This is a genomic window from Streptomyces sp. NBC_00440 (assembly GCF_036014215.1).
GTDB lineage: Bacteria > Actinomycetota > Actinomycetes > Streptomycetales > Streptomycetaceae > Streptomyces.
The window spans coordinates 5154961-5176145 of the sequence record NZ_CP107921.1 but is presented as its reverse complement, the minus strand read 5'-3'; the positions used below and the strand labels follow the sequence as shown (position 1 = coordinate 5176145).

The window sequence follows — 21185 nt, the reverse complement described above, 5'->3', positions numbered from 1 at the left end:
AGGCCGGCGAGGAGCCTCCCCAGCCGTGCCGCGAACCCGGCTGGGCCCGGCCTACCCGTGGGGGCACGGCTACGAGCGCAGGGCTTCGACCGGTTCCATACGGGAGGCCCGCAGTGACGGGTAGAGGCCGGCCAGGAGCCCTACCAGGGCTCCGGCGACCGGGGCTCCGAGGGCGAGGCGGACGTCCAGGACGGGAGTCCACTCCCTGACGGCGGAGACGATCACCACCACGACCATGCCCAGGGCGGCGCCCACGACACCGCCGAGGAGTCCGATTGCCGTCGACTCCACCAGGAACTGGCCGGCGACCTGGCGCCGTGAGGCCCCGAGGGCGCGGCGCAGTCCGATCTCCCCGGTCCGCTCCATGACCGTCACCAGCGTCACATTGGCGATACCGATGGCCCCGACCACCAGCGATACCAGCCCGAGGACCAGGAACAGGCCGTTGACATCGCCCTGCACTCCCTTGCGGGCCTTGGCCGGATCGGGCGGTGCCGTCACGGTCAGGGAAGCCTCGGCACCGGGGGCCAGTGCGATCGGCGCCTGGCGGGCGACCTGGTTCGCCGCGCCGAGTGAGGTGTTGATCAGTACCCGGGTCACGGTTCCCAGCCCCATCCGGTCCGAGGCCGTCGTGGGCGGCAGGATCACCGCGGTGGCGAGCTGCTGTTCCCGCTCCACTCCGCCGAGTATCCCGATCACCGTGTACGCCTGCCCCTTCAGGAAGACCGCGGGAGCGTCCTCGACCGAGCTGATACCGAGGAGCCGCGCCGCCTGGTCGCCGAGGACCGCCAGCCGGCCGTGGCGGGCGATGTCCCCGTCGTCGAAGAAGCGCCCGGCGGTCATCCCGCCCCGTACCGCGGCCGGCAGCGCGGAGGACGCGGCGACGACCGCCATCGTCTGGCCGCTGACCGCGCCGGGAGCGACCACGTCGTTGGAACGCACCTCGACGCTCGCGGTCTCCTGGGAGTCCGCGATCGCCGCCACCGACTCGACCCCGGCCAGCCGGCGCACCGCGTCGACACCCGACCAGTCCACCAGCGGACCGGAGTCGGCCGATGCCGCGGAGGGCACCCCCACCGTGACCGAGGTGGCGGTGAGGGCGTCGAACCGGCCCACGATCTGGTTGCCCGCCGTGGACGAGATCCCGATGGTGATGACCAGGGTGGTGATGCCCAGAACGGTGCCCAGCGTGGTCAGGGCGGAGCGCATCGGCCGGGCGAGCACCCCCGCCAGCGCCTCGGACCACAGGTCCCTGAGGTCCATCCAGGGGCGCTCGGCGGCGGCCCTGCCCGGTGCTGTGCTCACGGGAGCCGCGGCTTGCACGTCGCGTGTCCTGGACCTCATCGGCGCTCCTCGACGAGACGGCCGTCGCTGATCCTGACCCGCCTGTCGGCCCGCCGGCTGACCGCCTCCTCGTGCGTGATCACCACCAGGGTCATGCCCTGCTCCCCGAGTTGGCCGAAGAGGTCCAGCACCGACTCGGTGTTCTCACTGTCGAGGTTGCCGGTCGGCTCGTCGCAGAGCAGCAGGGCGGGCTCGCTCATCAGCGCCCGGGCGATCGCCACACGCTGTCTCTCACCACCGGAGAGCCGGTCCGGCCGGAAGCCGGCCCGGTCTGCCAGACCCACCCGTTCCAGGGTCTGCTCGGCCCTGGCGGCGCGGCCCGCCCGGCTGCGCCCGGGGCGCGGCCGGCGGTAGGTCTCGGCCAGCATGACGTTCTCGTCCACGGTCCGGTACGGCAGCAGGTGGAAGGACTGGAAGACGAACCCGATCCGGCTGCCGCGCAACGAGGTGCGCTCCAGGTCGCCGAGCGCGTTGGTCTCCACCCCGTCGAGCCAGTAGGTGCCCGAGGTGGGACGGTCCAGCAGCCCCAGGGTGTTGAGCAGTGTCGACTTGCCGGAACCTGACGGGCCGACGATCGACAGGTGCTCACCGCGCCGGACGGTCAGGTGTACGTCCCGCAGGGCATGGACCGGCGGTTCGGAGTCGAAGGTCCGGTCCACGGCGGTCAGTTGGATGACGGTGTCCGCGTCGGGCACGGCGCAGGACGGCAGAGCGGTCATCGCCCGACCACCACCTGGTCGCCGGCCTTCAGCGCGACACCGGACGACGGAGTGACCTCCACTTGGCCGTCCGCGGAGAGGCCGGCCTCGACGGGGAGATCCACCACCTTGCCGCCCCGCAGGACCTGCACCCGGGCCTTTTCGTCGGCGGAGGTGTGCAGCGCGGCGACAGGCACCGTCAGCACCTTGCCGTCCGACGAGCCCACCTCAATAGTGACCTTCGCTGATTCGGTGGCGTTCTTGGTCAGTTTCCCCGCCGGCACGGAGATCTGCACCGGTACGGGAGCCGAGGTGCCCTCGCTCCCGCCGTCCGAGGTCCCCTGCTGCTTGCCGGAGTCGGTCGAATCGTCCTTCGGTACGTCGTCGGCGAGTGCCACGACTTCTCCGTCCACCGTCGTGCCGTCGGTGGTCTCCACCCGGGCCCGCATGCCCTTGTGGAGCAACTTGGCGTCCTGGGCCGGGACCACGGCCTGCACCACGACCTTGGAGCTGGTCACCGTGGCGACCGGTCCGGAGGGGGTGTCTCCAGTCTTCGCGGTCGCCTTGTCCAGCCGGGCCGGGAGGTCCGGCAGGAAGGCCACCTCACCGGCGGGGACCTTGGTTCCATAACCGGCCTGGAAGGCGGAGAGCGCGGCGTCGGCCGCGTCCAACTGCTGCTGCGCCGACTTGAGTTGCAGCTTCGCGGTGTCCCCTCCTGCGCCCGCGCCGCCGCCTGAACCGCTGCCGGTTCCCTTGGAGCCGCCCGTACCCTCGGAATCGCCGCCCGGGTTCTGTGCCGCGAGGAGGGCCTGCTGGGCGGTGGTCACCGCCGCTTCGAGCGTTCCCAGCTGCTGCTTGTCGGCGACGGTGGGCTCCATGGCGCGGTAGCCCTTGCTCTTGTACCAGCGGCTCACCGCCGCGGCGTCCGACTGCCCGTACGTCCCGTTGGCCGGGCCGGGGTTGAAGCCCAGCCGGGTCAGCGCCTGCTGGAGCTGCCTGACATCGTCCCCGGAGGCGCCGGGGCCGAGCGTGCGGTACATCGGCACGGTGCCCCTCAGTACCAGGACCGGCCGCCCGCTCACCTGCATCAGTACATCCCCCTCCTTCAGCTCCACTCCGGCGGCCGGTGCCTTGGTGACCCGCTGGGCGACGTCGTCACCGACCCCCGGATTGCCGGACCCGGAGCCGGAGTCCGGAGAGCCGACGAGGCCGGCCAGGGTCACTTTCCGCGGCGATCCGAACCCCACCGAGCCCTGGGCCACCACACTCGCGGTCAGCGCGCGCCGCTCGACCGTGACGGTGACCGGACGAGCCTTCGGTGGCTGGTGCGCGGCGGCGGCATCCGCAGGCGACTGCATCAGCGATCCGGCGAACCAGCCGCCCGCTCCGACCAGCGCCACCGCGGCGACGACGACCGTCAGCTGTCCGGGACGGGTGCCGATCAGCCTGGGGCGCTTCCTCACCCGGCACCGCCACCGCTCGTCGGGGCCTTGAGGAACTTCGGGAAGTAGGCGGCCCTGAACGCCTTGCCGCACTGCAGGTCCTGCATCGCCAGTTCGATGTCCTTGGTGAGCAGAGGGAGAGCGTCCTTCTTGCTCAGCGACTTCCCGGTGTTCCCGTCCTCGCCGACCGGGGAGACACCGCCGGCGCCCGCCGGAGCGGACCCGAGCGCCTGGAGCCTGACCATGTCCCCGATGCCGGTCGGCTGCGTGGTCGTCACGGAGACGCCTTCCTTCCTCAGACACGAGGCGTACGACTGCGCCAGCGCCACCAGCTTCGGATCGCCGTTGAGTGCTTGTGCGTTGGCCTGGTTCTGGCTCGCGGTCCTGGTGCTCCGGTCCTGGGCCGAAGCGGAGCCGTAGGCCACCTTGTTGGCGTCTCCCTGACAGCCGGTCCAGTTCTTCTCTCCGGTCTTCGGGTCGGGGGGAGTGCCCAACGCCTTGTTGTACGAGGTCTTCTGATTGGGCGTGAGCGTTTCCACGTAGGCCGCGTTGGGCGTCTTTCCGGAGTCCTTCCGGGCGCCCGCACTGCCCGGCGCACCGGCGTCGTCGGGGTAGACGATTCCCGAGAAGATCCCGAATCCGTACTTCTGCCGGTACTTCTTCGTCAGCGCGTAGTCCGCCCCGTCGGTGGCCCAGGAAGCGGCGGGATCCTCGGGGGCCACGGGGGTGTAGGTGAAGCCCTGCTTCTTCATGCAGGCCGCGATCGCGTTCTCCAGGAGGTACTGCTTCCTGAGATCGGCGTTCGCGTCGGCGGGAACGTCGAGTTGCCCCGACGATCCGGCCGTGGTCTTCCCTCCGGTCGCCGAGTGGGAGTGCGTGCCGGAGCCGCAGGCCGCCAGCAGCGGCAGCAGGCTCACCGCCGCGGCCAGACTCCGGACAGCGCGGGATCGATTCATTGGCTTCCATCCGATCGAGAGGGGGTTCTGCCTGTGGGGCGCGAAGCACGCGGAGTTCACAGTGGCGCCGGCAGTTCATGGCCATGGGTTCGGCACATGACCGAGCCGTAACGGCCGCCCGCCGTGGCTGCCGGCCCCGGCGACCGGCGCCGGTCATGCGGGCGGCCCGGTGACGAGGTCACCGTTCTTGTCATAGGGCCAGGCGTTGGCGACACATCCGTGCAGGCCCTTGATCTGCTGCATCATCACGGGGGCCAGTCGTCCGGCACCCCCGCAGGTCACGTGCGAGTAGCCGAGGAAGTGCCCCATCTCGTGGTTGACGATCAGCGCCCGGTAGTCATGGATGGGCCCGTCGAAGGTGGGCGAGCCCTTGACCCAGCGCTTGAGGTTCACCACCACCCCGCCGGGCACCTCGCAGTTGTACTCACCTCCGGTGGACTGGTGGATGCCCGCCCAGCACAGGGAGTCCGCCGTCCCCGGTGTCGCGATCTTCACCGTGAGATCGTGCGGTGCTCCGGCGCTCACCAGCTCGAACGCGTAGTGCGGATTGTGGGTCCAGCCCCGCGGGGCGGCGAGTATCCCGGCGATCTCTTTCGCCGCCTGGGACGCCGAGATGTCCAGGCCGGTCTCGACCTCCACGACGTAGCGCAGCGGGTGGGAACCGCTGCCCGCCTTCGCGCCACTGGCCTGCGCCGTGACGAACGTCCCCCTGCCCGTCGAGGGGACGTCGATCCCGGTCCGGCTCGGGGTGGGGGTCGGCGTGGGGGTGGGGGTCGGCGTGGGAGTCGGCGTCGGAGTGGGAGCGTGAGTGACGTATGTGCTCGGCGGGTGCGGCGCCCCGTTGGACGCGTCGCTCCGCCCGCCCCCGAGGAAATACGTCGCCGGGCCCAGCAGACCGACGGCCACCAGCGCGCCGATCAGCAGGCTCCGGCCCCGGCTGCGCGGACGCCCCCGGCGGTGGGAGGTCCGGCGCCGACGACCGCCGCGGCGAACGGACGCGGTGCTGCCGGCAGGGGGTGCGGATGGTCGCCGTCGTGCCGAATTCATAACAGCTCAAAGTGGCCGGGCCAGTTGACCACCATGAGCCGGAGACATCACGAAATGGTGACGACGCGCGGTTCATGGCGGCTTCCGCCGATTCTGACCGGAAGACCCGCATCCCAGGCCCGTTGTGATCGTTGTGTAACGGCACTCGGTGCGGGTCCTCCACAGGACAGCCACCTCATCCGAGCTGCTTACACTGTCGAAATGCCACGGATTCTGATCGTCGAGGACGACCACGATGTCCGCAGGGCCGTCCAGTTGGGCCTGCGGCATCAAGGGCACGAAGTCCTCGCCGTGGAAACGGGTGAAGAGGGCCTGGAGCAGCTCCGCCCCTTCCGGCCGGACGTCGTCGTACTCGATCTCATGCTGCCCGGCATCTCCGGCCTGGACGTGTGCAGCCGGATCAGGGACCGCGACCAGGTGCCGATCATCATGGTGACGGCCCGGGGCGACGACATCGACGTGGTCGTGGGACTGGAGGCTGGCGCGGACGACTACGTGGTCAAGCCCGTGCAGGCGCGGGTGCTCGACGCACGCATACGGGCCGTACTGCGCAGACAGGATGCGTCGGTACCGGACGGCGCCCGGCCCCGGGTGGAGACGCACGGCGAGCTGGTCGTCGACCGGGCCGGCCTCGTGGTGACCTACCGCGGCGGCCCCGTCGCCCTGGCCCCATCGGAACTGCGGCTGCTGCTGACCCTGTCGGCCTCGCCCGGCCAGGTGTTCAGCCGCCAGCAGCTGCTGGAAGCAGTCTGGGAACACAGCTACCACGGCGACATACGGCTGGTGGACGCCTGCGTGAAGCGACTGCGCAACAAGCTCGGCGAGGGCAGGAATCCCCGCTACGTGCAGACCGTACGCGGATTCGGCTACCGCTTCGGCACCCCATGAGCGGCCCGCCATCCACGCGGACTCGGAAGACCACGCCGACGCGGAGAACCGTGCGGGCACGCAAGGACGAGCACCAGGACGAGACCGGCACGGCCGACGAGGGCCGCGCCGCCGTACGGGGAGCCGGCCCCCTGCGGTTCCTCCGGACGACCCTGGCGCGCATCCCGCTCCCCCTGCGTGGTCTGCGCCCTCGCCTGCTGGCGGCCTTCGTCCTGGTAGCCATGGCCAGCGCCCTGGGCACCGGCCTCCTCGCCTTCCGCGAGGCGCGCACGGGGGTGCTCCAGCAGAGCCAGGACTCCGTCATCCACCAGTTCCGTACGAGCGTCGACGCCGTCGCGCCCTACCTCACCACTGCACCGCGCCGGTCGGATCTCCAGTCCGCGGTGAACCAGGTGCTGTACGCGAACCCGTCGTCGGGGTGGCGGGTCATGGGCACCTACGGACGCCTCCGCGCCTATGCGCCGAGCGCTGATTTCGACGAGCCGAGCCCCGCACTGCTCCGGTCCGTGCGGGAGAGACGTGCCGCGGTGTTCCAGCGGGTGAACATCGGCGGGCATCCTCGTCTCGTCGTCGGCATGCCCGTCACGTACTCCTCCGGCGAAGGCACGGAGCCCAGGCTCTCGGGGATCGTGATGTACCTGGAGGTGCCGCAGAACGCCGAAGAGGCGTACGTCAAGGCCATGGTCAGCGGCGTCGAGCGAGCCACCTTGGTGGCCCTCTGCCTCGCCGTCGTCCTGGCGCTGCTCGCCGCGAGCGGCGTACTGCGTCCCGTACGGGCGTTGCGCGGGGCGACGCGCCGGATGGCCGCGGGGCACCTCGACGTACGGCTGGCCGTCACCGGCTCCGACGAACTGGCCGACCTCTCGCGCTCCTTCAACGAAACCGCAGCCGAACTGGAGCGGACCGTCACTGAGCTGCGCCGCCTGGAAGCCCAGGCGCGCCGCTTCGTGGCGGACGTCTCCCACGAGCTGCGCACCCCGCTGGCGGCGATGTCGGCGGTCACCGACGTGCTGGACGAGAACGCGCTGAGTACGGGAGGGGAGACCGGCGACGCCCTGCGGCTCATCAGCGAGGGAACGGGCCGGCTGAGCGGACTGGTGAACGACCTGATGGAGATCTCCCGCTTCGACGCCGGGGCGGTCGAACTCAACCGGGACGAGATCGATTTGGCCGAATCCGTACAGCGCACCCTCGCCTCCCGGGGGTGGCAGGGGCAGGTGGAGACCCGGCTGCCCGGGCCGGGTGTGCTCCGCGCACGCGTCGATCCGCGCCGGCTCGATGTGGTGACGGCCAACCTGGTCGGCAACGCGCTGCGGCACGGGGCGCCGCCCGTATGGCTGACCGTGGGGGTGCGGGAGGAAGGTGCGGGCCCGGCGTGGGCCGTCATCGAGGTGACCGACAACGGACCAGGGATCACCGATGAGGCCATGCCGCACGTCTTCGATCGGTTCTACAAGGCGAGTACCTCCCGGACCAGGAGCGAGAGCAGCGGGCTGGGCTTGGCCATAACTGCGGAGAACGTGCGTCTGCACGGAGGGCGCATCCGGGCGGCGAACTCGCCTCATGGCGGCGCGGTGTTCACGGTCGAACTCCCGCTGCGGCTGGACGACACCGATACCGGCGGCGTCGGCGGGGGTGTCCGGTGAGGGGCTCGCGGGTGGCGGCGCTGCTGCTCGGGCTCACGTCCGCGGTCACGCTCACGGCGTGCGGAGTCCCCCCGTCCGGTGCCATCGAGGCCGGTGAACCGGCGAGCGGCATCGTCTCCACCAGCGCGCCACCCTCGGCGCCTCCCACCGTCTCCCTCTTCTTCCTGCACGACGGAGACCTGACGGCCTACCCCCGCCGGACCGACGACACCGGGGACCTCGGAGCCGTTGTCCGCCTGCTGTTCGAGGGGCCGACCGCGAGCGAGTCCGCGACGGCCACCACGGAGCTGCCTCACCTGACGGACGCGATTCGGGTGTCGACCGGCAAAGACGGTTCATTGTCCGTCCAACTCCCCGGTGTCGCGGCCCCGCTGAGCCATCAGGCCATGCTCCAGCTGGCGTGCACGGTGGCTCCGTCGCTTGCGACCACCGCCCCCCTCCCGAAAAGCGAAGCAGTCGGTGGTTCCGCGCGCACCGCGTCCACGCACAGCAGCGTCCATGTGCTCGGGGACGGGTGGACGATGACGCAGGCGCACTACGCGTGCCCCGTCGCGAACCAGCCGCAGGAGGCGCGGAAACACTGACCCCACTGCGGCGCCCGGCACCCCGCCGATCTGCGCCCCGCGCGCTGGGGGCACTTCAGCGAGAAGCCCCACCGTGCACCGCCGCACGATGGGGCAACTCCGAGCCGGTACGCGTGGGGCCGGGGCGGTCAGACGGCGCCGAACTCTCCGGCCTTGACACCTGCCACGAAGAAAGCGAACGAACCAGCGGTGAGACCCAGGACCGGGCCGGCCGGGTTCTTGGAGTCACGGACAGGGACGACGCCGCGCGGGGCGACGAGGTTGGTGGCGACCTCAACGCACTGGCCACCGTTGTTGCTGTACGAGGGCGTGAACCAACGGGGAGCTTCGGTCGTCATGGGGTGCCCTTTCGCAACTGGTTGATCACTGCCGCTGATGCCGCCTGCGGGCGGATTGGTCAGACGGCGCCGAACTCTCCGGCCTTGACACCTGCCACGAAGGAAGCGAACGAACCAGCGGCGAGGTCCAGGACCGGGCCACCCGGGTTCTTGGAGTCACGGACGGGGACCACGCCCCGCGGGGCGACGAGGTTGGTGGCGACCTCGACACACTGGCCACCGTTGTTGCTGTATGAGGACTTGAACCAGCGGGGAGAGTCGGTCGTGGTCGTCACGGGGTGCCCTTTCGTACCTGTTCGATCATGGCCACGGATGCCGCCTGGGAGGGCGATTCGGCCTGTAACTGATGGTAGGCCGTCAACATGGGAAGTACCGCGGTACTTTCTCGTTCGAGATGACCCCGCTGGGAGGACTCGGCGTACGACATCAGCGAGCGATCCGGCATCGTCAGCACCGTTACCGGAAGGTCGAAGGGTCGGTGCGCCCCCAAGTCGAACGGGGCGACCTGAAGCATGGTGTTCGGCTGCCCGGCGAACTCCACCAGCCGCGTCAACTGTGCGTCCATAGCAGCAGCATCACCGATGGACCGGCGGATACAGCTCTCGTCCAGCACCACCATGAGCACTGGAAGGGTCGGCCGAAAGAGCGCCGCTTGCCGCTCCGCGACGAGCGTGACCCGTTCGTCGGCCTGCTCAGCCGTGATAGCTCCGCGCCGTACGGCGTTCGCGGCAAGCACCGACGCGTACTCGGGGGTCTGGAGCAGACCGGGGACGATGCCAACTTCGTACAACCGGATCTCCACGGCCCGGCCTTCGTGCCCGACGTACTGCGGGAAGCCCTCCAGCAGCGACCCATGCCGGATCTCACGCCACTCGCGCTCGAACGAATCAGCAGTGTCGGCGATCCCGAACGCAACATCAGTACTGCGTGTGAAACGCAGAGTTGGAGGTTTGCGGCCGGTTTCAATTGCCGAAATATGCCTGCCCGTGTAACCGACCAGCGCGGCCAGTTCGTCCTGAGTCCAACCGCGCGCCTCGCGTAATCTGCGTAAACGCGCCCCGAAAGCCGCTTCCGGGCTTGCTTCAGGATTCAACTCCTTGCGGTTTACCAATGTGCCCTCCGCTGGCGCAACGTTGAAGACTGACTCGACTGTAGGTCACGCTGAGCCCGCTTGGTAGTGGAATGGCTACGGAGAGGAGCGGTGGTGCTCGCACAGAACACCCCGAATGGGCAGGAACCTTCCTACGTCCCGGACCTCGGCACGCTCATGGTCGATACGGGGCACGGCAATCAAACCGGGGAATTCCGGGGGCTCGCCGGCCCGTACTGGTCACTGCGGCCGGTCAACGGCGGCGCCGAATGGGAAGCCGTCCCCGAGCAGGTTCGGACCCCAACTCGCATAGAGCTTCTTGCCGCTGAGATCGCACGCATCAACGCCCGGAGCCGGAGCCGCAGGAGGCTGGAATCGTGACCCCCACCGGCACACCATCACCCGACAAGAACGATCACGAGTCCTGCCGGGAGTGCGAGCAGTACGACCTCGCGGAGGCGGTCGCCAAAGCCGAAGGCGACGCGAGCAGAGAGACCGACTGCCGGGTGCTGCGCAAGCGCCACCAACAGGCCGAGCACGGCGGGCAGCAGAGGTGACGCTCCCGCTGATCCGGCTGGTCTTCGCCGCAGGCGTCGTACAGGCCCGCTTACGCCGGTACCTGCCCCGCCTCACCCGCATACTCGCCCCGCAACCGCCCGGCCTGCCCGCCCTGTTCGCCGAACTCCAGCGCATCGAATCGGACCTCGCCTACCGCACCCGGTTCTTCGCGGGCCTCAACGCCGCCGTCGCCGAACGCAACGCAGAACGCATCGCCGAACTCGAAGCACTCCGAACCGCACTCGACCAGCTCCAGAACCTGGTCTCCCCGGCAACAGCGAGCGTGCCGTACGACTGACAGCTCCCCCAGGATCGAGGTGTGAGAGCGCCGCCGCCCGGGCTCAGCCCCGTTCATCAGCCCTGGACTCGGAAGATCCGACATCGAGCGAGGTATCGCGATGGAATCCGGCTGTTATGACGAGATCGATCTTCAGATCCTCCACGCTCTGCACCTGGACGCACGGGCGCCTTCTTCCGGATCGCCTCCGTCATCGACGTCTCCGACCAGACCTGGCCCTCGTCCTGGCACTCCTCCGCAAGCCTCACTGTTTCGCGACACACGACAGCCCCGGCGGGGTCCAGTACGAGGACCGCCCCGCCGGGGCTGTGATGTCACGTCATCTCAACTGCCAGGTGGGGCAGGACTGTCAGGTGGGTCCGGTCTCCCACCCCTGGCGCAACTGGCTCTCCGACGACGGCGTACGAGCCGCCCGCCTGCCCGCGCTCGGCACGCACCCTAGTACCAAGGGCGGGTGTCGGGTGCGGGCAGCGGCCGCAATGTTGGCCAGCATTCCAACAGGCGCACGGCCAGGGTGGAGCTGAGGCGGCCCACGGCGTGCAGGAGGTCGTGGTCGCGGGTCATGTCAGCGACCACGCCGAGGCGGTGAACGAGCCGCTCGCGGGCGGAGATGTAGCCCCACTCGAAGTCCTCGGTGGGTACCCGAGCGAGCTGGTCGACCGTCCCGCGGTGGGCCCGCTCGACGAGCGCGTCTCCCTGGATCAGCCAGCCGGCGCACGCATCGGCGAGGTCGCCCGGCACATCCCTGCCGGTAAGGCCGTGCCAGGTGGTCCGGTAGATGTCCTCGACCTCCGCGAGCGGGGCCGCGGTGACCGACATCGCGCACCAGCAGGTGGGGAAGCCGATGCGGAAGTACGCGAGCTCGACCAGTCCGTTCCCAAGCGAGGCCCGTTCGAAGTCGACGAAACGGACACCGTCGGTGGTGCGCAGGTCGTTGCCGGGGCACGGGTCGCCGTGCAGCAGCGCATGATGCGGAGTGGGGTCCAACCGGTCCAGGAGAGCGGTGAGTTCATCGAGAACCGCGGACGGGACGGACACGTCGAGCGCCCGGGCCAGGGCGAGGAAGGACTCCGCGTCGGCGGCCGTGGGCCCCGACCAGGCCGGGAGTGCGCCCGCGTCGGCGGGTCCGGTCAGGGCGTGCAGGCGGGCGAGCGATTCGGCGTACCCCGGCATCCAGTCGTCCGTCTTGCCGAGGTCGTCCAAGTGATCGAGGACCATCACCCGCGAGGGCAGGTCCGTGGCGAGCACCGCGGGAGCCACGGTGGGCCCGATCGCCCGTCCCGCCAGGCGCAGCCCAGCGACCTCCCGCGCGAAGCGCGTGTCCGCGTCGGCACCCGTGTCCCCGCCGTCAGTGATCTGCTTGACGATCACCAGACTCCGGTCGGCCAGCCGCACCCGCCACACCCGTGACCGCGGACTGCTGTCCAGGAGCTTGCTCCGCTTGGGGATGCCTACGGTGGAGCGCAGCGCTTCGTCGAACGGAAGCCGGTTCAGCATGCGGATGAGCCTAGCCTTGGCTCCGTACGCATGCGAGAGCCATGACCTGGGCCGATCCCCATTCTGAAACGCGCCCCAGGACGTGACGGCACGCCGCCCATGGGGCCGGAGCGGCCGGCTGCCGCGCTCAGTCACGCCGCGCGCCTCACACCAGACCCCCGCTCGAATTCCGAGCTGGACAAACGGTCTGCCCGGGATCGAACAGCAGGCACTCAGCCACTGGTCGCTCAGGTGTTGGACCACTGCTGGGCTGTGTTGGAGGAGCTACAGGGGGCGAGGACCAGGCCGTACATCTTGTCGGCGGTGATGCACTGACCGTAGGTCGGGTTGCGGAGCTCGTGTCCGGACGGGCCGACCGTCCAGCGCTGCGCGTCACCCACGCCACAAGGACCGGCTCCGATCACCGAGCCCGCGGTGCCGTCCACAGTGAGACAGCCTGTCATCGTGCCGTTGTTGTACACCTCGAAGCCGCCGCCCGAGAGGGACTTGTAGCCCCACACCTGATCCGAAGCGGAACTGCAGGCGACGGTTTCGGCGCGGCCGTTTCCGTCGTTGCGGAGGCACTCGCCGTTGGAGGCAGTGCGGAGGCGGTGGCTGCCCTTGGGGGTCAGCACGCCGCCACTGGAGCCACCGGAGCCGGAGGAACCTCCGCCGGAAGAACCCGACGACCCTGACGATCCCGATGACCCCGACGCCCCCGCAGCGCCCGATGTCCCCTTGGAGCCGGACCCACCGCTGGTGCCGGTGCCGCCATCGGCCGAGCTGCTGCCGCCCGACGATTTCTTCGGGCTCCCGTCGCTCCCCTGGGGCTTCGGCCCGCCCTTGTCGTCACCCCCGCCCTTCTTCTTCGCGCCCTTGGACTTGGAAGGAGAACTGCCGGGCTTGCTGGGCGAGTTGCTGCCGGATGGGGTGACGCTCGCGCTGACGGCCGGTGGCTGGGCGTGCGTTCCGTGCCCGCCGCTGCCCTGGACGTAAGGGATCAGGGCGAACGTGCCGCCGCCGGCCGCGAGTACGACGACGATCGGCAGCCCGATGAGCCTGCCGCGTCGGCGGGGCCGCCGTTCCGGTTCCCGCACCGGGGCGTCGGCGCCCGCAGGCGCGGGGACAGCACCCGGAGCTCCGGCTTGTGGCCGCAGGCCGACCGTCGCCCGGTCCACGGCCCCTTCGCGGGGCCCCGCTGCCGCCTCGCCGGGCTCGGGCTCCTCACGCAGCGGCGCCGCCTCGACGTCGAGCAGCCGTGCGGACCGTTGCGCGAGGTGCGCGATGACATCGCCGGGCAGCCAGGGCCCCGCGGCGGCCCCCGGCCGTACCCGCTCGGGATCGTCCAACAGGGCCTCCACATCGGGCCGTTGCCCGGGATCCTTGTCCAGGCACCGCGTGATGAGCGCCCGCAGCGCCGGATCCTCCACGCCCTCCAGGTCCGGCTCGTCGTGCGTGATCTGGAACATGACGGCGTGCTGGTTGCTCGCGCCGTGCCCGAAGGGCAGCCGCCCCGTCGCCGCGTACATGAGCACGCACCCGACGGTGAAGACATCGCTCCTGGTCCCGGCCTGCTGTCCCCGGATCTGCTCCGGTGACATGAAACCGGGCGACCCGATGACCATCCCCGTGCTGGTGAGCAGCGACTCGACGGAGGTCGTCAGGGCGCGCGCGATGCCGAAGTCGATGATGCGGGTGCCGTCCACGGTCAGCATGACGTTCGACGGCTTCAGGTCGCGGTGCACGATCCCGGCGTCGTGGATGTCCTTCAGGGCGCGCAGCAGCCCGTCCGCCAGGGCGTGCACCGCCTCGGCGCGCAACGGCCCGTACCGCCGCACGACCTGCTCCAGGGAGAGTCCGGGGACGTACCCCGTGGCGACCCAGGGCGGCCTGGCGTCCGGATCGGCGTCGAGCACGGGCGCTGTGTAGCGCTCACCCACCCGCCGCGCCGCGTCGATCTCCCGCCGGAACCGCGCCCGGAACTGTGCGTCGGAGACATGCTCCTCGTGCACCACCTTCACCGCGACGGTACGCCCGCCCTCCGACCGTGCGAGGAACACCCGCCCCATGCCGCCGGCACCGAGCCGCCCGAGCAGCAGGTACGGTCCGATGCGGGTCGGATCGAAGGCGGTGAGGGGCTTGATGCCACCCTCGTCCTGCCCGTCCCCTTCCCCGTCCTGCTCCCCGTTCGTGCCGCTCATGGTGATATGGCCCCCGGTCTTCCTGCTGCCGCCTGATCATCGGCGCAAGTCGGCGTAACTCGTTGGAGAATACGCCCGGTTGAAGCGCACGGTGAAGGTGGACAAGGCTGGTGGGGCGGGTCACCTACTGCCTCACCCGTCCCGCGTCCGTACCGCCTCAGCCCCGCCCGCCCGGCGATTCCGCCGCCCCCAGCCACTCCAGCGCCGCGACCGTCAGCGCCGCCACGCCCGTGTCCAGGGTCGGCTGCATCACCGGGGCGAAGTGCGGGCTGTGGTTGACCGGGATGTCCTGGGCCACCGTGTTCTTCCTGACCGCGTCCGCGTACTTCTCCGGGTCCGCACCGCCGAACCCCCAGTAGGCGAACGGCGCGTCGAAGGCGCGCGGGATCTGGCTGAAGTCCTCGCTGGCCGTCTGGAGTTCGATCGTGCCCGCGTCGTCGCCGAAGTGCGCCGCGAAGGCCTTCGCCAGCCGGTCCGCCACATCCGCGTCGTTCACCGTGGCCGGGAACGAGGTGATGTGCTCGATGGCCGGCTCCTTCGGTGCGTTCGATGCGGTCGCCTCCGCCCTGACGCAGCGTTCGATCGCGTCCAGCACCTGGCGGCGGGTCGTCTCGTCGTACGTGCGGACGTTCAGCAGGATGACGGCGCTGTCGGGGATGACGTTCGGGCTCGCACCCGCCTGGATACTGCCGACCGTCAGCACGGCGGGCGTGGTGGCGGCCAGTTCGCGGGATACGACCGTCTGGAGCCTCACCACGCACAGCGCCGCCAGCACCACCGGGTCGACGGCGAACTGCGGCATGGAACCGTGGCCGCCGCGCCCGTACAGCGTGATGCGCAGACTGTCCGCCGCCGACAGGAACGAGCCGGGGCGCACCCCCACATATCCCGCCGGATACGGCAGCACATGCTGGGCGAGAGCCACGTCCGGGCGCGGGATCCGGTCGGCGAGACCGTCGTCGACCATCGCGTCGGCGCCGTCGCCGTTCTCCTCCGACGGCTGGAACAGCACGGTCAGCGTGCCCCGCCACGCCTGCGGGGCAGCGGCCATCAGCCGGGCGAAGCCGAGCAGGCAGGTGACATGGGTGTCGTGTCCGCAGGCATGCATCACCGGCACTTCCGCACCGTCCGCGTCCGTGGTGGTCACCGTCGACGCGTACGGCAGCCCGGTGTCCTCCCGGACCGGCAGCGCGTCCATGTCCGCGCGCAGCAGCACCGTGGGGCCGTCGCCGTTGGCCAGGACGCCGACCACGCCGGTGCCGCCGATTCCTTCCGTGACCCCGTACCCCCACTCCCGCAGCCGCTCGGCCACCCGCGCCGCGGTCCGCCGCTCGGCCAGGCCCAGCTCGGGATGGGCATGGAGGTCCCGGTAGAAGTCCTCAAGATCGTCGCGGATGCCGTCCAGACCGCCGAGGATGTCGTCGGCGCGGGAGGTGCTGGTCATGGGGATCCTTCCCGAAGCGTGGGGATACTTCCCGGGGCACAGGGATCCGAGATCCCTCACGAAGGCCGGGAGCAGGTGCGGGACCGGTTCACGGCCGGTGCGGGACCGGTGCGCGGCCGGTGCGAGACCGGTTCACGGCCGGCACGGGACCGGTGCGGGACCGGCGCCCCCACCATCGTGGCCAGCCCCGGGCGGGCTGTCACCTGCGGGCTCAGCGACCGCCGTGCCGCCCCCGCCGGGCCCGTCAGGCAGAATCGGTGCATGACCCCTGAGCACCCCACACCGAAGCCCCCCGACCCGGTCTACGCCGACCGTGTCTACCGGTCACTCGCCGGGCTCGCGGGTGGCGTGCTGCTGCTCGCCCTCGCTCTCTGGCTGGGTATCGACGCCCTCGTCAACGGCCACGGGAACACTCCCTGGCTGGCCCTCGCCGGGCTGGTCCTCGTGATTCCGCTGGTGGTCGCCTTCACCTTGCGGCCCGCCGTGTACGCCAACGACGACCGGCTCAGGATCCGTAACCCCTTCCGTTCGATCACCCTGCCCTGGGCGTGCGTCGACGACATCCGCGCCGCGTACTCCACCGAGGCGTTCGTGGGCGGCAGCAAGTACCAGCTCTGGGCCGTGCCGGTCTCGCTGCGCCGCCGCAAGCGGGCCAACATCCAGCAGATGCGGGCTGCCGCGCCCGGTGCCGGGCAGCGCCAGAACCGCAATCCGTTCGCCCAGGGCGCGGACGCGGATCAGGGCCGCGCGCCGGCCGACCAGTCGGTCATCGAACTGCGCGAGCTCTCGGAGCGCGGCAGCGACCGGCCGACGGCACAGGGCACCCCCGAGGTCCGCTGGGCCTACGAGATCATGGCCCCGGCCGCGGCGGGCGCCGTCCTGCTCGCCGTGCTCCTCGCCGTGGGCTGACCCGGCGGATTCCCGGGGCCCGGAACCGGGATGGGCCCAAGTCCGGCGGGATCAGCTCCACTTGTGCTGGAATCTGGGCCATGACCGATGCTTGCGAGGGGGCCGGGACGGCCTCGTTCAGCGACCCGTCCGGTGGCCCGGCGTGCCGGCTGCTCGCCGAGTCCGAGCGGTTGCGCAACGAAGCACACCGGAAGACGACTCTCGCCGACCGACGAGCCGCGTTCTGGGCGGTCGCCGATATCGTCCTGGGCTTCCCTGCCGCCCTGCTCGCCGCGGTGTCCGGCGCGGCGGGTCTGACCACGCCGGATGCACGCACCCCTGCGGCGCTGCTGGCCTTGGCCTCTGCGGGGCTGTCGGCAGGGGCCGGGTTCCTGCGCAGCGACACACGACGAATAGGCCACAAACGCGCCCGGAAGGCGTGGGCCGCCCTGGAGGGCGAGGCCACCGTTGCGCTGACGCGGGAGCATCTGGATCAAGAATCCCTCCGCCGCCTGTTCGAGATGCGCCAAGCCGCGCTGGCGGCCTACGAAGGTGACGACGCCTGATCGCAGAGCTGATCGCTGGTCGCAGGACTGTCCGCGGGCGTGATCGCAGGTCTGACCGCAGAGCTGATCGCGGGCCCGACCGCGGGCGCCCTGCGAAGGGGGCCGGGGCCCTGTGCGGCCGAGGGAGGCGCGCGGCACAGCGGCGGATGCGTTGTCCCCCATGCCCGCACTCCGCGGCACCTCAGCACACGGAGGCACCCCGCCCCCACCAGGAGGTTCACCGGCCCCCTGTACAGGTCGCTACGCGCGTAGATATGCTCATCTGGTGACCATGCCCACCACCGCCCCCTCCCCCGGCACCCCCGGCGAAGGACCCGCCTCCCGCCCGGGAGACGCACCCTCCGCAGGCGGCCTCGCCGACGTGACCGCATCCGACAGCGCGCTGCGCCGCTTCCTGCACGGCCTGCCCGGCGTCGACGCCGTCGGCCTCGAAGCGCGCGCCGCCGCCCTCGGCACCCGTTCGATCAAGACCACGGCGAAGGCGTACGCCATCGACCTGGCCATCTCGATGATCGACCTGACCACGCTCGAAGGCGCCGACACCCCGGGCAAGGTCCGGGCGCTCGCCGCCAAGGCCGTCCACCCCGACCCGACCGACCGCACCACCCCGATGACGGCCGCCGTCTGCGTCTACCCGGACATGGCCGCCACCGCGAAGGCCGCGCTGAACGGCGCGGACGTGAAGGTCGCGTCCGTCGCCACCGCCTTCCCGGCGGGCCGGGCCGCGCTGCCGGTGAAGCTCGCCGATGTGCGGGACGCCGTCGCGGCGGGGGCCGACGAGATCGACATGGTGATCGACCGGGGCGCGTTCCTCTCCGGCCGCTATCTCTCGGTGTACGAGGAGATCCAGGCCGTCAGGGCGGAGTGCGTGCGGCCCGGGGGCACCGCAGCACGGCTGAAGGTGATCTTCGAGACCGGCGAGCTGTCCACGTACGACAACATCCGCCGCGCCTCCTGGATCGGCATGATGGCGGGCGCGGACTTCATCAAGACGTCGACCGGCAAGGTCGCGGTCAACGCCACCCCCGCGAACACCCTGCTGATGCTGGAGGCGGTCCGCGACTTCCGCGCGCAGACCGGCATCCAGGTCGGCGTGAAGCCCGCGGGCGGGATCCGCTCCACGAAGGACGCGATCAAGTTCCTGGTGCTGGTCAACGAGACCGCGGGAGCCGACTGGCTGGACAGCCACTGGTTCCGCTTCGGCGCCTCCAGCCTGCTGAACGACCTGCTGATGCAGCGTCAGAAGCTCAGCACCGGCCGCTACTCCGGTCCCGACTACGTGACGGTGGACTGATCACCATGGCACTCTCATCCGCATTCGAGTACGCACCGGCTCCCGAGTCGCGTTCGGTCGTCGACATCGCCCCGTCCTACGGGCTCTTCATCGACGGCGAGTTCACCGAGGCGGCGGACGGCAAGGTCTTCAAGACCGTCAGCCCCTCCACCGAGGAGGTCCTGTCGGAGGTCGCCCGCGCCGGCACCGCCGATGTGGACCGCGCCGTGCAGGCGGCCCGCAAGGCGTTCACGAAGTGGTCGGCGCTGCCCGGCTCCGAGCGCGCCAAGTACCTCTTCCGTATCGCCCGGATCATCCAGGAGCGCTCGCGCGAGCTGGCCGTCCTGGAGACCCTGGACAACGGCAAGCCGATCAAGGAGACCCGCGACACGGACCTCCCGCTGGTCGCCGCGCACTTCTTCTACTACGCGGGCTGGGCCGACAAGCTCGACCACGCGGGCTTCGGCGCGAACCCCCGGCCGCTGGGCGTCGCGGGCCAGGTCATCCCGTGGAACTTCCCGCTGCTGATGCTCGCCTGGAAGATCGCCCCGGCCCTCGCCACCGGCAACACCGTGGTGCTCAAGCCGGCCGAGACGACCCCGCTGAGCGCGCTGTTCTTCGCGGACATCTGCCGCCAGGCGGGCCTGCCGAAGGGCGTCGTCAACATCCTCCCCGGATACGGGGACGCGGGCGCCGCACTGGTCGAGCACCCGGACGTCAACAAGGTGGCCTTCACCGGCTCCACCGCCGTCGGCAAGGCCATCGCCCGCTCCGTCGCGGGTACGGAGAAGAAGGTCACCCTGGAGCTGGGCGGCAAGGGCGCGAACATCGTCTTCGACGACGCACCCGTCGACCAGGCCGTCGAGGGCATCGTCACCGGCATCTTCTTCAACCAGGGCCAGGTCTGCTGCGCGGGTTCACGACTGCTGGTCCAGGAGTCGGTGCAGGAAGAGGTGGTGGACGCGCTGAAGCGGCGGCTCGCCACGCTGCGCCTGGGCGACCCGCTCGACAAGAACACCGACATCGGCGCCATCAACTCGGCCGAGCAGCTCGCACGTATCCAGAAGCTCGCGGACACGGGCGAGGCGGAGGGCGCCGAACGCTGGTCGCCCGCGTGCGAACTCCCCACGTCCGGCTACTGGTTCGCCCCGACGGTCTTCACCGGTGTCACCCAGGCGCACACCGTCGCGCGCGACGAGATCTTCGGCCCGGTGCTCTCGGTGCTGTCGTTCCGTACGCCCGACGAGGCCGTCGCCAAGGCCAACAACACGCAGTACGGCCTGTCCGCCGGCATCTGGACGGAGAAGGGCTCGCGCATCCTCGCGGTCGCGAACAAGCTCCGCGCCGGTGTGGTGTGGGCCAACACATTCAACAAGCTGGACCCGACCTCGCCCTTCGGCGGCTACAAGGAATCGGGCTACGGCCGCGAGGGCGGCCGGCACGGCCTGGAGGCGTACCTCGCCCCGTCGAGCCCGGAAGGCAAGCGCTGATGAGCACCGTTGAGCAGCAGAACCGGCTGAGCGTCTTCAAGACCTACAAGCTGTACGTCGGGGGCAAGTTCCCCCGCTCCGAAAGCGGGCGCGTGTACGAGGTGACCGACTCCAAGGGCAACTGGCTGGCCAACGCCCCGCAGTCCTCCCGCAAGGACGCGCGGGACGCGGTCGTCGCGGCGCGCAAGGCGTTCGGCGGCTGGTCGGGCGCGACCGCGTACAACAGGGGCCAGGTCCTCTACCGCGTGGCCGAGATGCTGGAGGGCCGCCGGGACCAGTTCGTACGCGAAGTGGCGGACGCCGACGGCATCTCCAAGCAGAAGGCCGGCGCCGTGGTGGACGCGGCGGTCGACCGCTGGGTCTGGTACGCGGGCTGGACGGACAAGATCGGCCAGATCGTGGGCGGGGCGAACCCGGTCGCGGGTCCGTTCTTCAACCTCTCGACCCCCGAGCCGACGGGTGTGGTGGCGGTCGTCGCCCCGCAGGACTCGTCGTTCCTGGGTCTCGTGTCGGTCGTCGCCCCGGTCATCGCGACCGGCAACACGGCGGTCGTCATCGCCTCCGCGAAGTCCCCGCTGCCCGCGCTCTCGCTCGGCGAAGTGCTGGCGACGTCGGACCTGCCGGGCGGTGTGGTCAATGTGCTGTCCGGGAAGACGGCGGAGATCGCCGCGCCGCTCGCCGCGCACCAGGATGTCAACGCCATCGACCTGACAGGTGCGGATGCCGAGTTGGCACGCGACCTGGAGATCGCCGCTGCGGACAACCTCAAGCGGGTACTGCGTCCACAGGCTGTGGACTTCACGGCCACGCCCGGCACGGAGCGGCTCACGGCGTTCCTGGAGACGAAGACGGTCTGGCACCCGACGGGCGCCCTGGGCGTGTCGGGCTCGTCGTACTGAGCCTGGCACTGAGCCCGGACCGGCGGGCCGCCGCCCGCCACGGGGACGGCTGTACGGGA

At 70.6% G+C, this 21185-nt stretch carries 22 protein-coding genes; 11 read left to right on the top strand and 11 right to left on the bottom strand.

The window, feature by feature from the left end; all coding sequences use genetic code 11:
* Positions 1 to 69: 69 nt before the first annotated feature.
* The 5 genes from OHB13_RS23425 to OHB13_RS23405 form a co-directional block, all read right to left on the bottom strand.
* Positions 70 to 1344 (bottom strand): ABC transporter permease, encoded by a 1275-nt coding sequence (locus OHB13_RS23425; RefSeq protein WP_328378386.1) that lies wholly within the window; start codon positions 1342 to 1344, stop codon positions 70 to 72.
* On the bottom strand, positions 1341 to 2063 hold the full coding sequence (locus OHB13_RS23420; RefSeq protein ID WP_328378385.1) for an ABC transporter ATP-binding protein: 723 nt from the start codon (positions 2061 to 2063) through the stop codon (positions 1341 to 1343). Before OHB13_RS23420 ends, OHB13_RS23425 begins: the two co-directional genes overlap by 4 nt.
* A complete protein-coding gene (locus OHB13_RS23415; protein ID WP_328378384.1) occupies positions 2060 to 3505 on the bottom strand; it encodes a peptidoglycan-binding protein in 1446 nt (481 codons plus the stop codon). The genes OHB13_RS23420 and OHB13_RS23415 overlap by 4 nt, the downstream gene beginning before the upstream one ends.
* A complete protein-coding gene (locus OHB13_RS23410; protein ID WP_328378383.1) occupies positions 3502 to 4440 on the bottom strand; it encodes a hypothetical protein in 939 nt (312 codons plus the stop codon). The genes OHB13_RS23415 and OHB13_RS23410 overlap by 4 nt, the downstream gene beginning before the upstream one ends.
* Before the next feature lie 153 nt (positions 4441 to 4593).
* Positions 4594 to 5346 carry a DUF3152 domain-containing protein gene (locus OHB13_RS23405; RefSeq protein WP_328378382.1) on the bottom strand — a complete coding sequence of 251 codons (753 nt, stop codon included), beginning with the start codon at positions 5344 to 5346 and terminating at the stop codon, positions 4594 to 4596.
* Positions 5347 to 5688: 342 nt separating this feature from the next.
* Between OHB13_RS23405 and OHB13_RS23400 the strand changes: the two genes are divergently transcribed.
* Genes OHB13_RS23400 through OHB13_RS23390 form a run of 3 tightly spaced genes read left to right on the top strand, consistent with a single transcriptional unit; the run spans position 5689 to position 8605 of the window.
* Entirely contained in the window at positions 5689 to 6375 is a 687-nt protein-coding gene (locus OHB13_RS23400) for a response regulator transcription factor (RefSeq protein ID WP_266853896.1), read from the top strand.
* Complete coding sequence (locus tag OHB13_RS23395; protein WP_328378381.1) at positions 6372 to 8021, top strand: sensor histidine kinase; 1650 nt, start codon at positions 6372 to 6374, stop codon at positions 8019 to 8021. The genes OHB13_RS23400 and OHB13_RS23395 overlap by 4 nt, the downstream gene beginning before the upstream one ends.
* 11 nt (positions 8022 to 8032) lie before the next feature.
* The gene (locus OHB13_RS23390; protein WP_328378380.1) at positions 8033 to 8605 is read left to right on the top strand and encodes a hypothetical protein; all 573 of its coding nucleotides are present in this window, start codon (positions 8033 to 8035) and stop codon (positions 8603 to 8605) included.
* A gap of 128 nt (positions 8606 to 8733) precedes the next feature.
* Here the strand turns inward: OHB13_RS23390 and OHB13_RS23385 are convergent, their stop codons facing one another.
* Genes OHB13_RS23385 through OHB13_RS23375 form a run of 3 tightly spaced genes read right to left on the bottom strand, consistent with a single transcriptional unit; the run spans position 8734 to position 10054 of the window.
* Positions 8734 to 8943, bottom strand: a complete 210-nt coding sequence (locus OHB13_RS23385; RefSeq protein WP_328378379.1) for a DUF397 domain-containing protein — start codon at positions 8941 to 8943, stop codon at positions 8734 to 8736.
* A gap of 59 nt (positions 8944 to 9002) precedes the next feature.
* On the bottom strand, positions 9003 to 9218 hold the full coding sequence (locus OHB13_RS23380) for a DUF397 domain-containing protein (RefSeq protein ID WP_328378378.1): 216 nt from the start codon (positions 9216 to 9218) through the stop codon (positions 9003 to 9005).
* Entirely contained in the window at positions 9215 to 10054 is an 840-nt protein-coding gene (locus OHB13_RS23375; RefSeq protein WP_266853906.1) for a helix-turn-helix domain-containing protein, read from the bottom strand. Before OHB13_RS23375 ends, OHB13_RS23380 begins: the two co-directional genes overlap by 4 nt.
* Before the next feature lie 93 nt (positions 10055 to 10147).
* On the opposite strand from OHB13_RS23375, the gene OHB13_RS23370 reads away from it, so the two are divergent.
* Genes OHB13_RS23370 through OHB13_RS23360 form a run of 3 tightly spaced genes read left to right on the top strand, consistent with a single transcriptional unit; the run spans position 10148 to position 10889 of the window.
* Positions 10148 to 10414 (top strand): hypothetical protein, encoded by a 267-nt coding sequence (locus tag OHB13_RS23370; protein WP_266853908.1) that lies wholly within the window; start codon positions 10148 to 10150, stop codon positions 10412 to 10414.
* Entirely contained in the window at positions 10411 to 10590 is a 180-nt protein-coding gene (locus OHB13_RS23365) for a hypothetical protein (protein ID WP_328378377.1), read from the top strand. The genes OHB13_RS23370 and OHB13_RS23365 overlap by 4 nt, the downstream gene beginning before the upstream one ends.
* Complete coding sequence (locus OHB13_RS23360) at positions 10587 to 10889, top strand: hypothetical protein (RefSeq protein ID WP_328378376.1); 303 nt, start codon at positions 10587 to 10589, stop codon at positions 10887 to 10889. Before OHB13_RS23365 ends, OHB13_RS23360 begins: the two co-directional genes overlap by 4 nt.
* A 438-nt stretch (positions 10890 to 11327) precedes the next feature.
* Here OHB13_RS23360 and OHB13_RS23355 read toward each other — a convergent pair whose 3' ends face one another.
* From OHB13_RS23355 to OHB13_RS23345, 3 genes are all read right to left on the bottom strand, one after another.
* Entirely contained in the window at positions 11328 to 12386 is a 1059-nt protein-coding gene (locus OHB13_RS23355) for a phosphotransferase family protein (protein WP_328378375.1), read from the bottom strand.
* A gap of 227 nt (positions 12387 to 12613) precedes the next feature.
* The gene (locus tag OHB13_RS23350; protein ID WP_328378374.1) at positions 12614 to 14566 is read right to left on the bottom strand and encodes a serine/threonine-protein kinase; all 1953 of its coding nucleotides are present in this window, start codon (positions 14564 to 14566) and stop codon (positions 12614 to 12616) included.
* A 157-nt stretch (positions 14567 to 14723) separates the two neighbouring features.
* Positions 14724 to 16010, bottom strand: coding sequence for an amidohydrolase (locus OHB13_RS23345; protein ID WP_328378373.1), 1287 nt, complete (start codon positions 16008 to 16010; stop codon positions 14724 to 14726).
* Between the two features lie 261 nt (positions 16011 to 16271).
* On the opposite strand from OHB13_RS23345, the gene OHB13_RS23340 reads away from it, so the two are divergent.
* The 5 genes from OHB13_RS23340 (at position 16272) to OHB13_RS23320 (ending at position 21126) form a co-directional block, all read left to right on the top strand.
* Positions 16272 to 16919, top strand: coding sequence for a PH domain-containing protein (locus OHB13_RS23340; protein ID WP_328378372.1), 648 nt, complete (start codon positions 16272 to 16274; stop codon positions 16917 to 16919).
* An 80-nt stretch (positions 16920 to 16999) separates the two neighbouring features.
* Complete coding sequence (locus tag OHB13_RS23335; RefSeq protein WP_328378371.1) at positions 17000 to 17464, top strand: hypothetical protein; 465 nt, start codon at positions 17000 to 17002, stop codon at positions 17462 to 17464.
* A 271-nt stretch (positions 17465 to 17735) separates the two neighbouring features.
* Positions 17736 to 18758 carry a deoxyribose-phosphate aldolase gene (deoC, locus tag OHB13_RS23330; RefSeq protein ID WP_328380376.1) on the top strand — a complete coding sequence of 341 codons (1023 nt, stop codon included), beginning with the start codon at positions 17736 to 17738 and terminating at the stop codon, positions 18756 to 18758.
* Between the two features lie 5 nt (positions 18759 to 18763).
* Positions 18764 to 20227, top strand: a complete 1464-nt coding sequence (locus OHB13_RS23325; protein ID WP_328378370.1) for an aldehyde dehydrogenase family protein — start codon at positions 18764 to 18766, stop codon at positions 20225 to 20227.
* Positions 20227 to 21126, top strand: coding sequence for an aldehyde dehydrogenase family protein (locus OHB13_RS23320; RefSeq protein WP_266853921.1), 900 nt, complete (start codon positions 20227 to 20229; stop codon positions 21124 to 21126). Before OHB13_RS23325 ends, OHB13_RS23320 begins: the two co-directional genes overlap by 1 nt.
* Positions 21127 to 21185: the final 59 nt, after the last annotated feature.

Excerpts from the sequence above, each read along its gene's own strand:
- OHB13_RS23425 (WP_328378386.1), bottom strand. The coding sequence starts at position 1,344 with ATGAGGTCCAGGACACGCGACGTGCAAGCCGCGGCTCCCGTGAGCACA.
- OHB13_RS23420 (WP_328378385.1), bottom strand. The coding sequence starts at position 2,063 with ATGACCGCTCTGCCGTCCTGCGCCGTGCCCGACGCGGACACCGTCATC.
- OHB13_RS23410 (WP_328378383.1), bottom strand. The coding sequence starts at position 4,440 with ATGAATCGATCCCGCGCTGTCCGGAGTCTGGCCGCGGCGGTGAGCCTG.
- OHB13_RS23400 (WP_266853896.1), top strand. The coding sequence starts at position 5,689 with ATGCCACGGATTCTGATCGTCGAGGACGACCACGATGTCCGCAGGGCC.
- OHB13_RS23395 (WP_328378381.1), top strand. The coding sequence starts at position 6,372 with ATGAGCGGCCCGCCATCCACGCGGACTCGGAAGACCACGCCGACGCGG.
- OHB13_RS23385 (WP_328378379.1), bottom strand. The coding sequence starts at position 8,943 with ATGACGACCGAAGCTCCCCGTTGGTTCACGCCCTCGTACAGCAACAAC.
- OHB13_RS23355 (WP_328378375.1), bottom strand. The coding sequence starts at position 12,386 with ATGCTGAACCGGCTTCCGTTCGACGAAGCGCTGCGCTCCACCGTAGGC.
- OHB13_RS23350 (WP_328378374.1), bottom strand. The coding sequence starts at position 14,566 with ATGAGCGGCACGAACGGGGAGCAGGACGGGGAAGGGGACGGGCAGGAC.
- OHB13_RS23345 (WP_328378373.1), bottom strand. The coding sequence starts at position 16,010 with ATGACCAGCACCTCCCGCGCCGACGACATCCTCGGCGGTCTGGACGGC.
- OHB13_RS23340 (WP_328378372.1), top strand. The coding sequence starts at position 16,272 with ATGACCCCTGAGCACCCCACACCGAAGCCCCCCGACCCGGTCTACGCC.
- OHB13_RS23335 (WP_328378371.1), top strand. The coding sequence starts at position 17,000 with ATGACCGATGCTTGCGAGGGGGCCGGGACGGCCTCGTTCAGCGACCCG.
- deoC (WP_328380376.1), top strand. The coding sequence starts at position 17,736 with ATGCCCACCACCGCCCCCTCCCCCGGCACCCCCGGCGAAGGACCCGCC.
- OHB13_RS23325 (WP_328378370.1), top strand. The coding sequence starts at position 18,764 with ATGGCACTCTCATCCGCATTCGAGTACGCACCGGCTCCCGAGTCGCGT.
- OHB13_RS23320 (WP_266853921.1), top strand. The coding sequence starts at position 20,227 with ATGAGCACCGTTGAGCAGCAGAACCGGCTGAGCGTCTTCAAGACCTAC.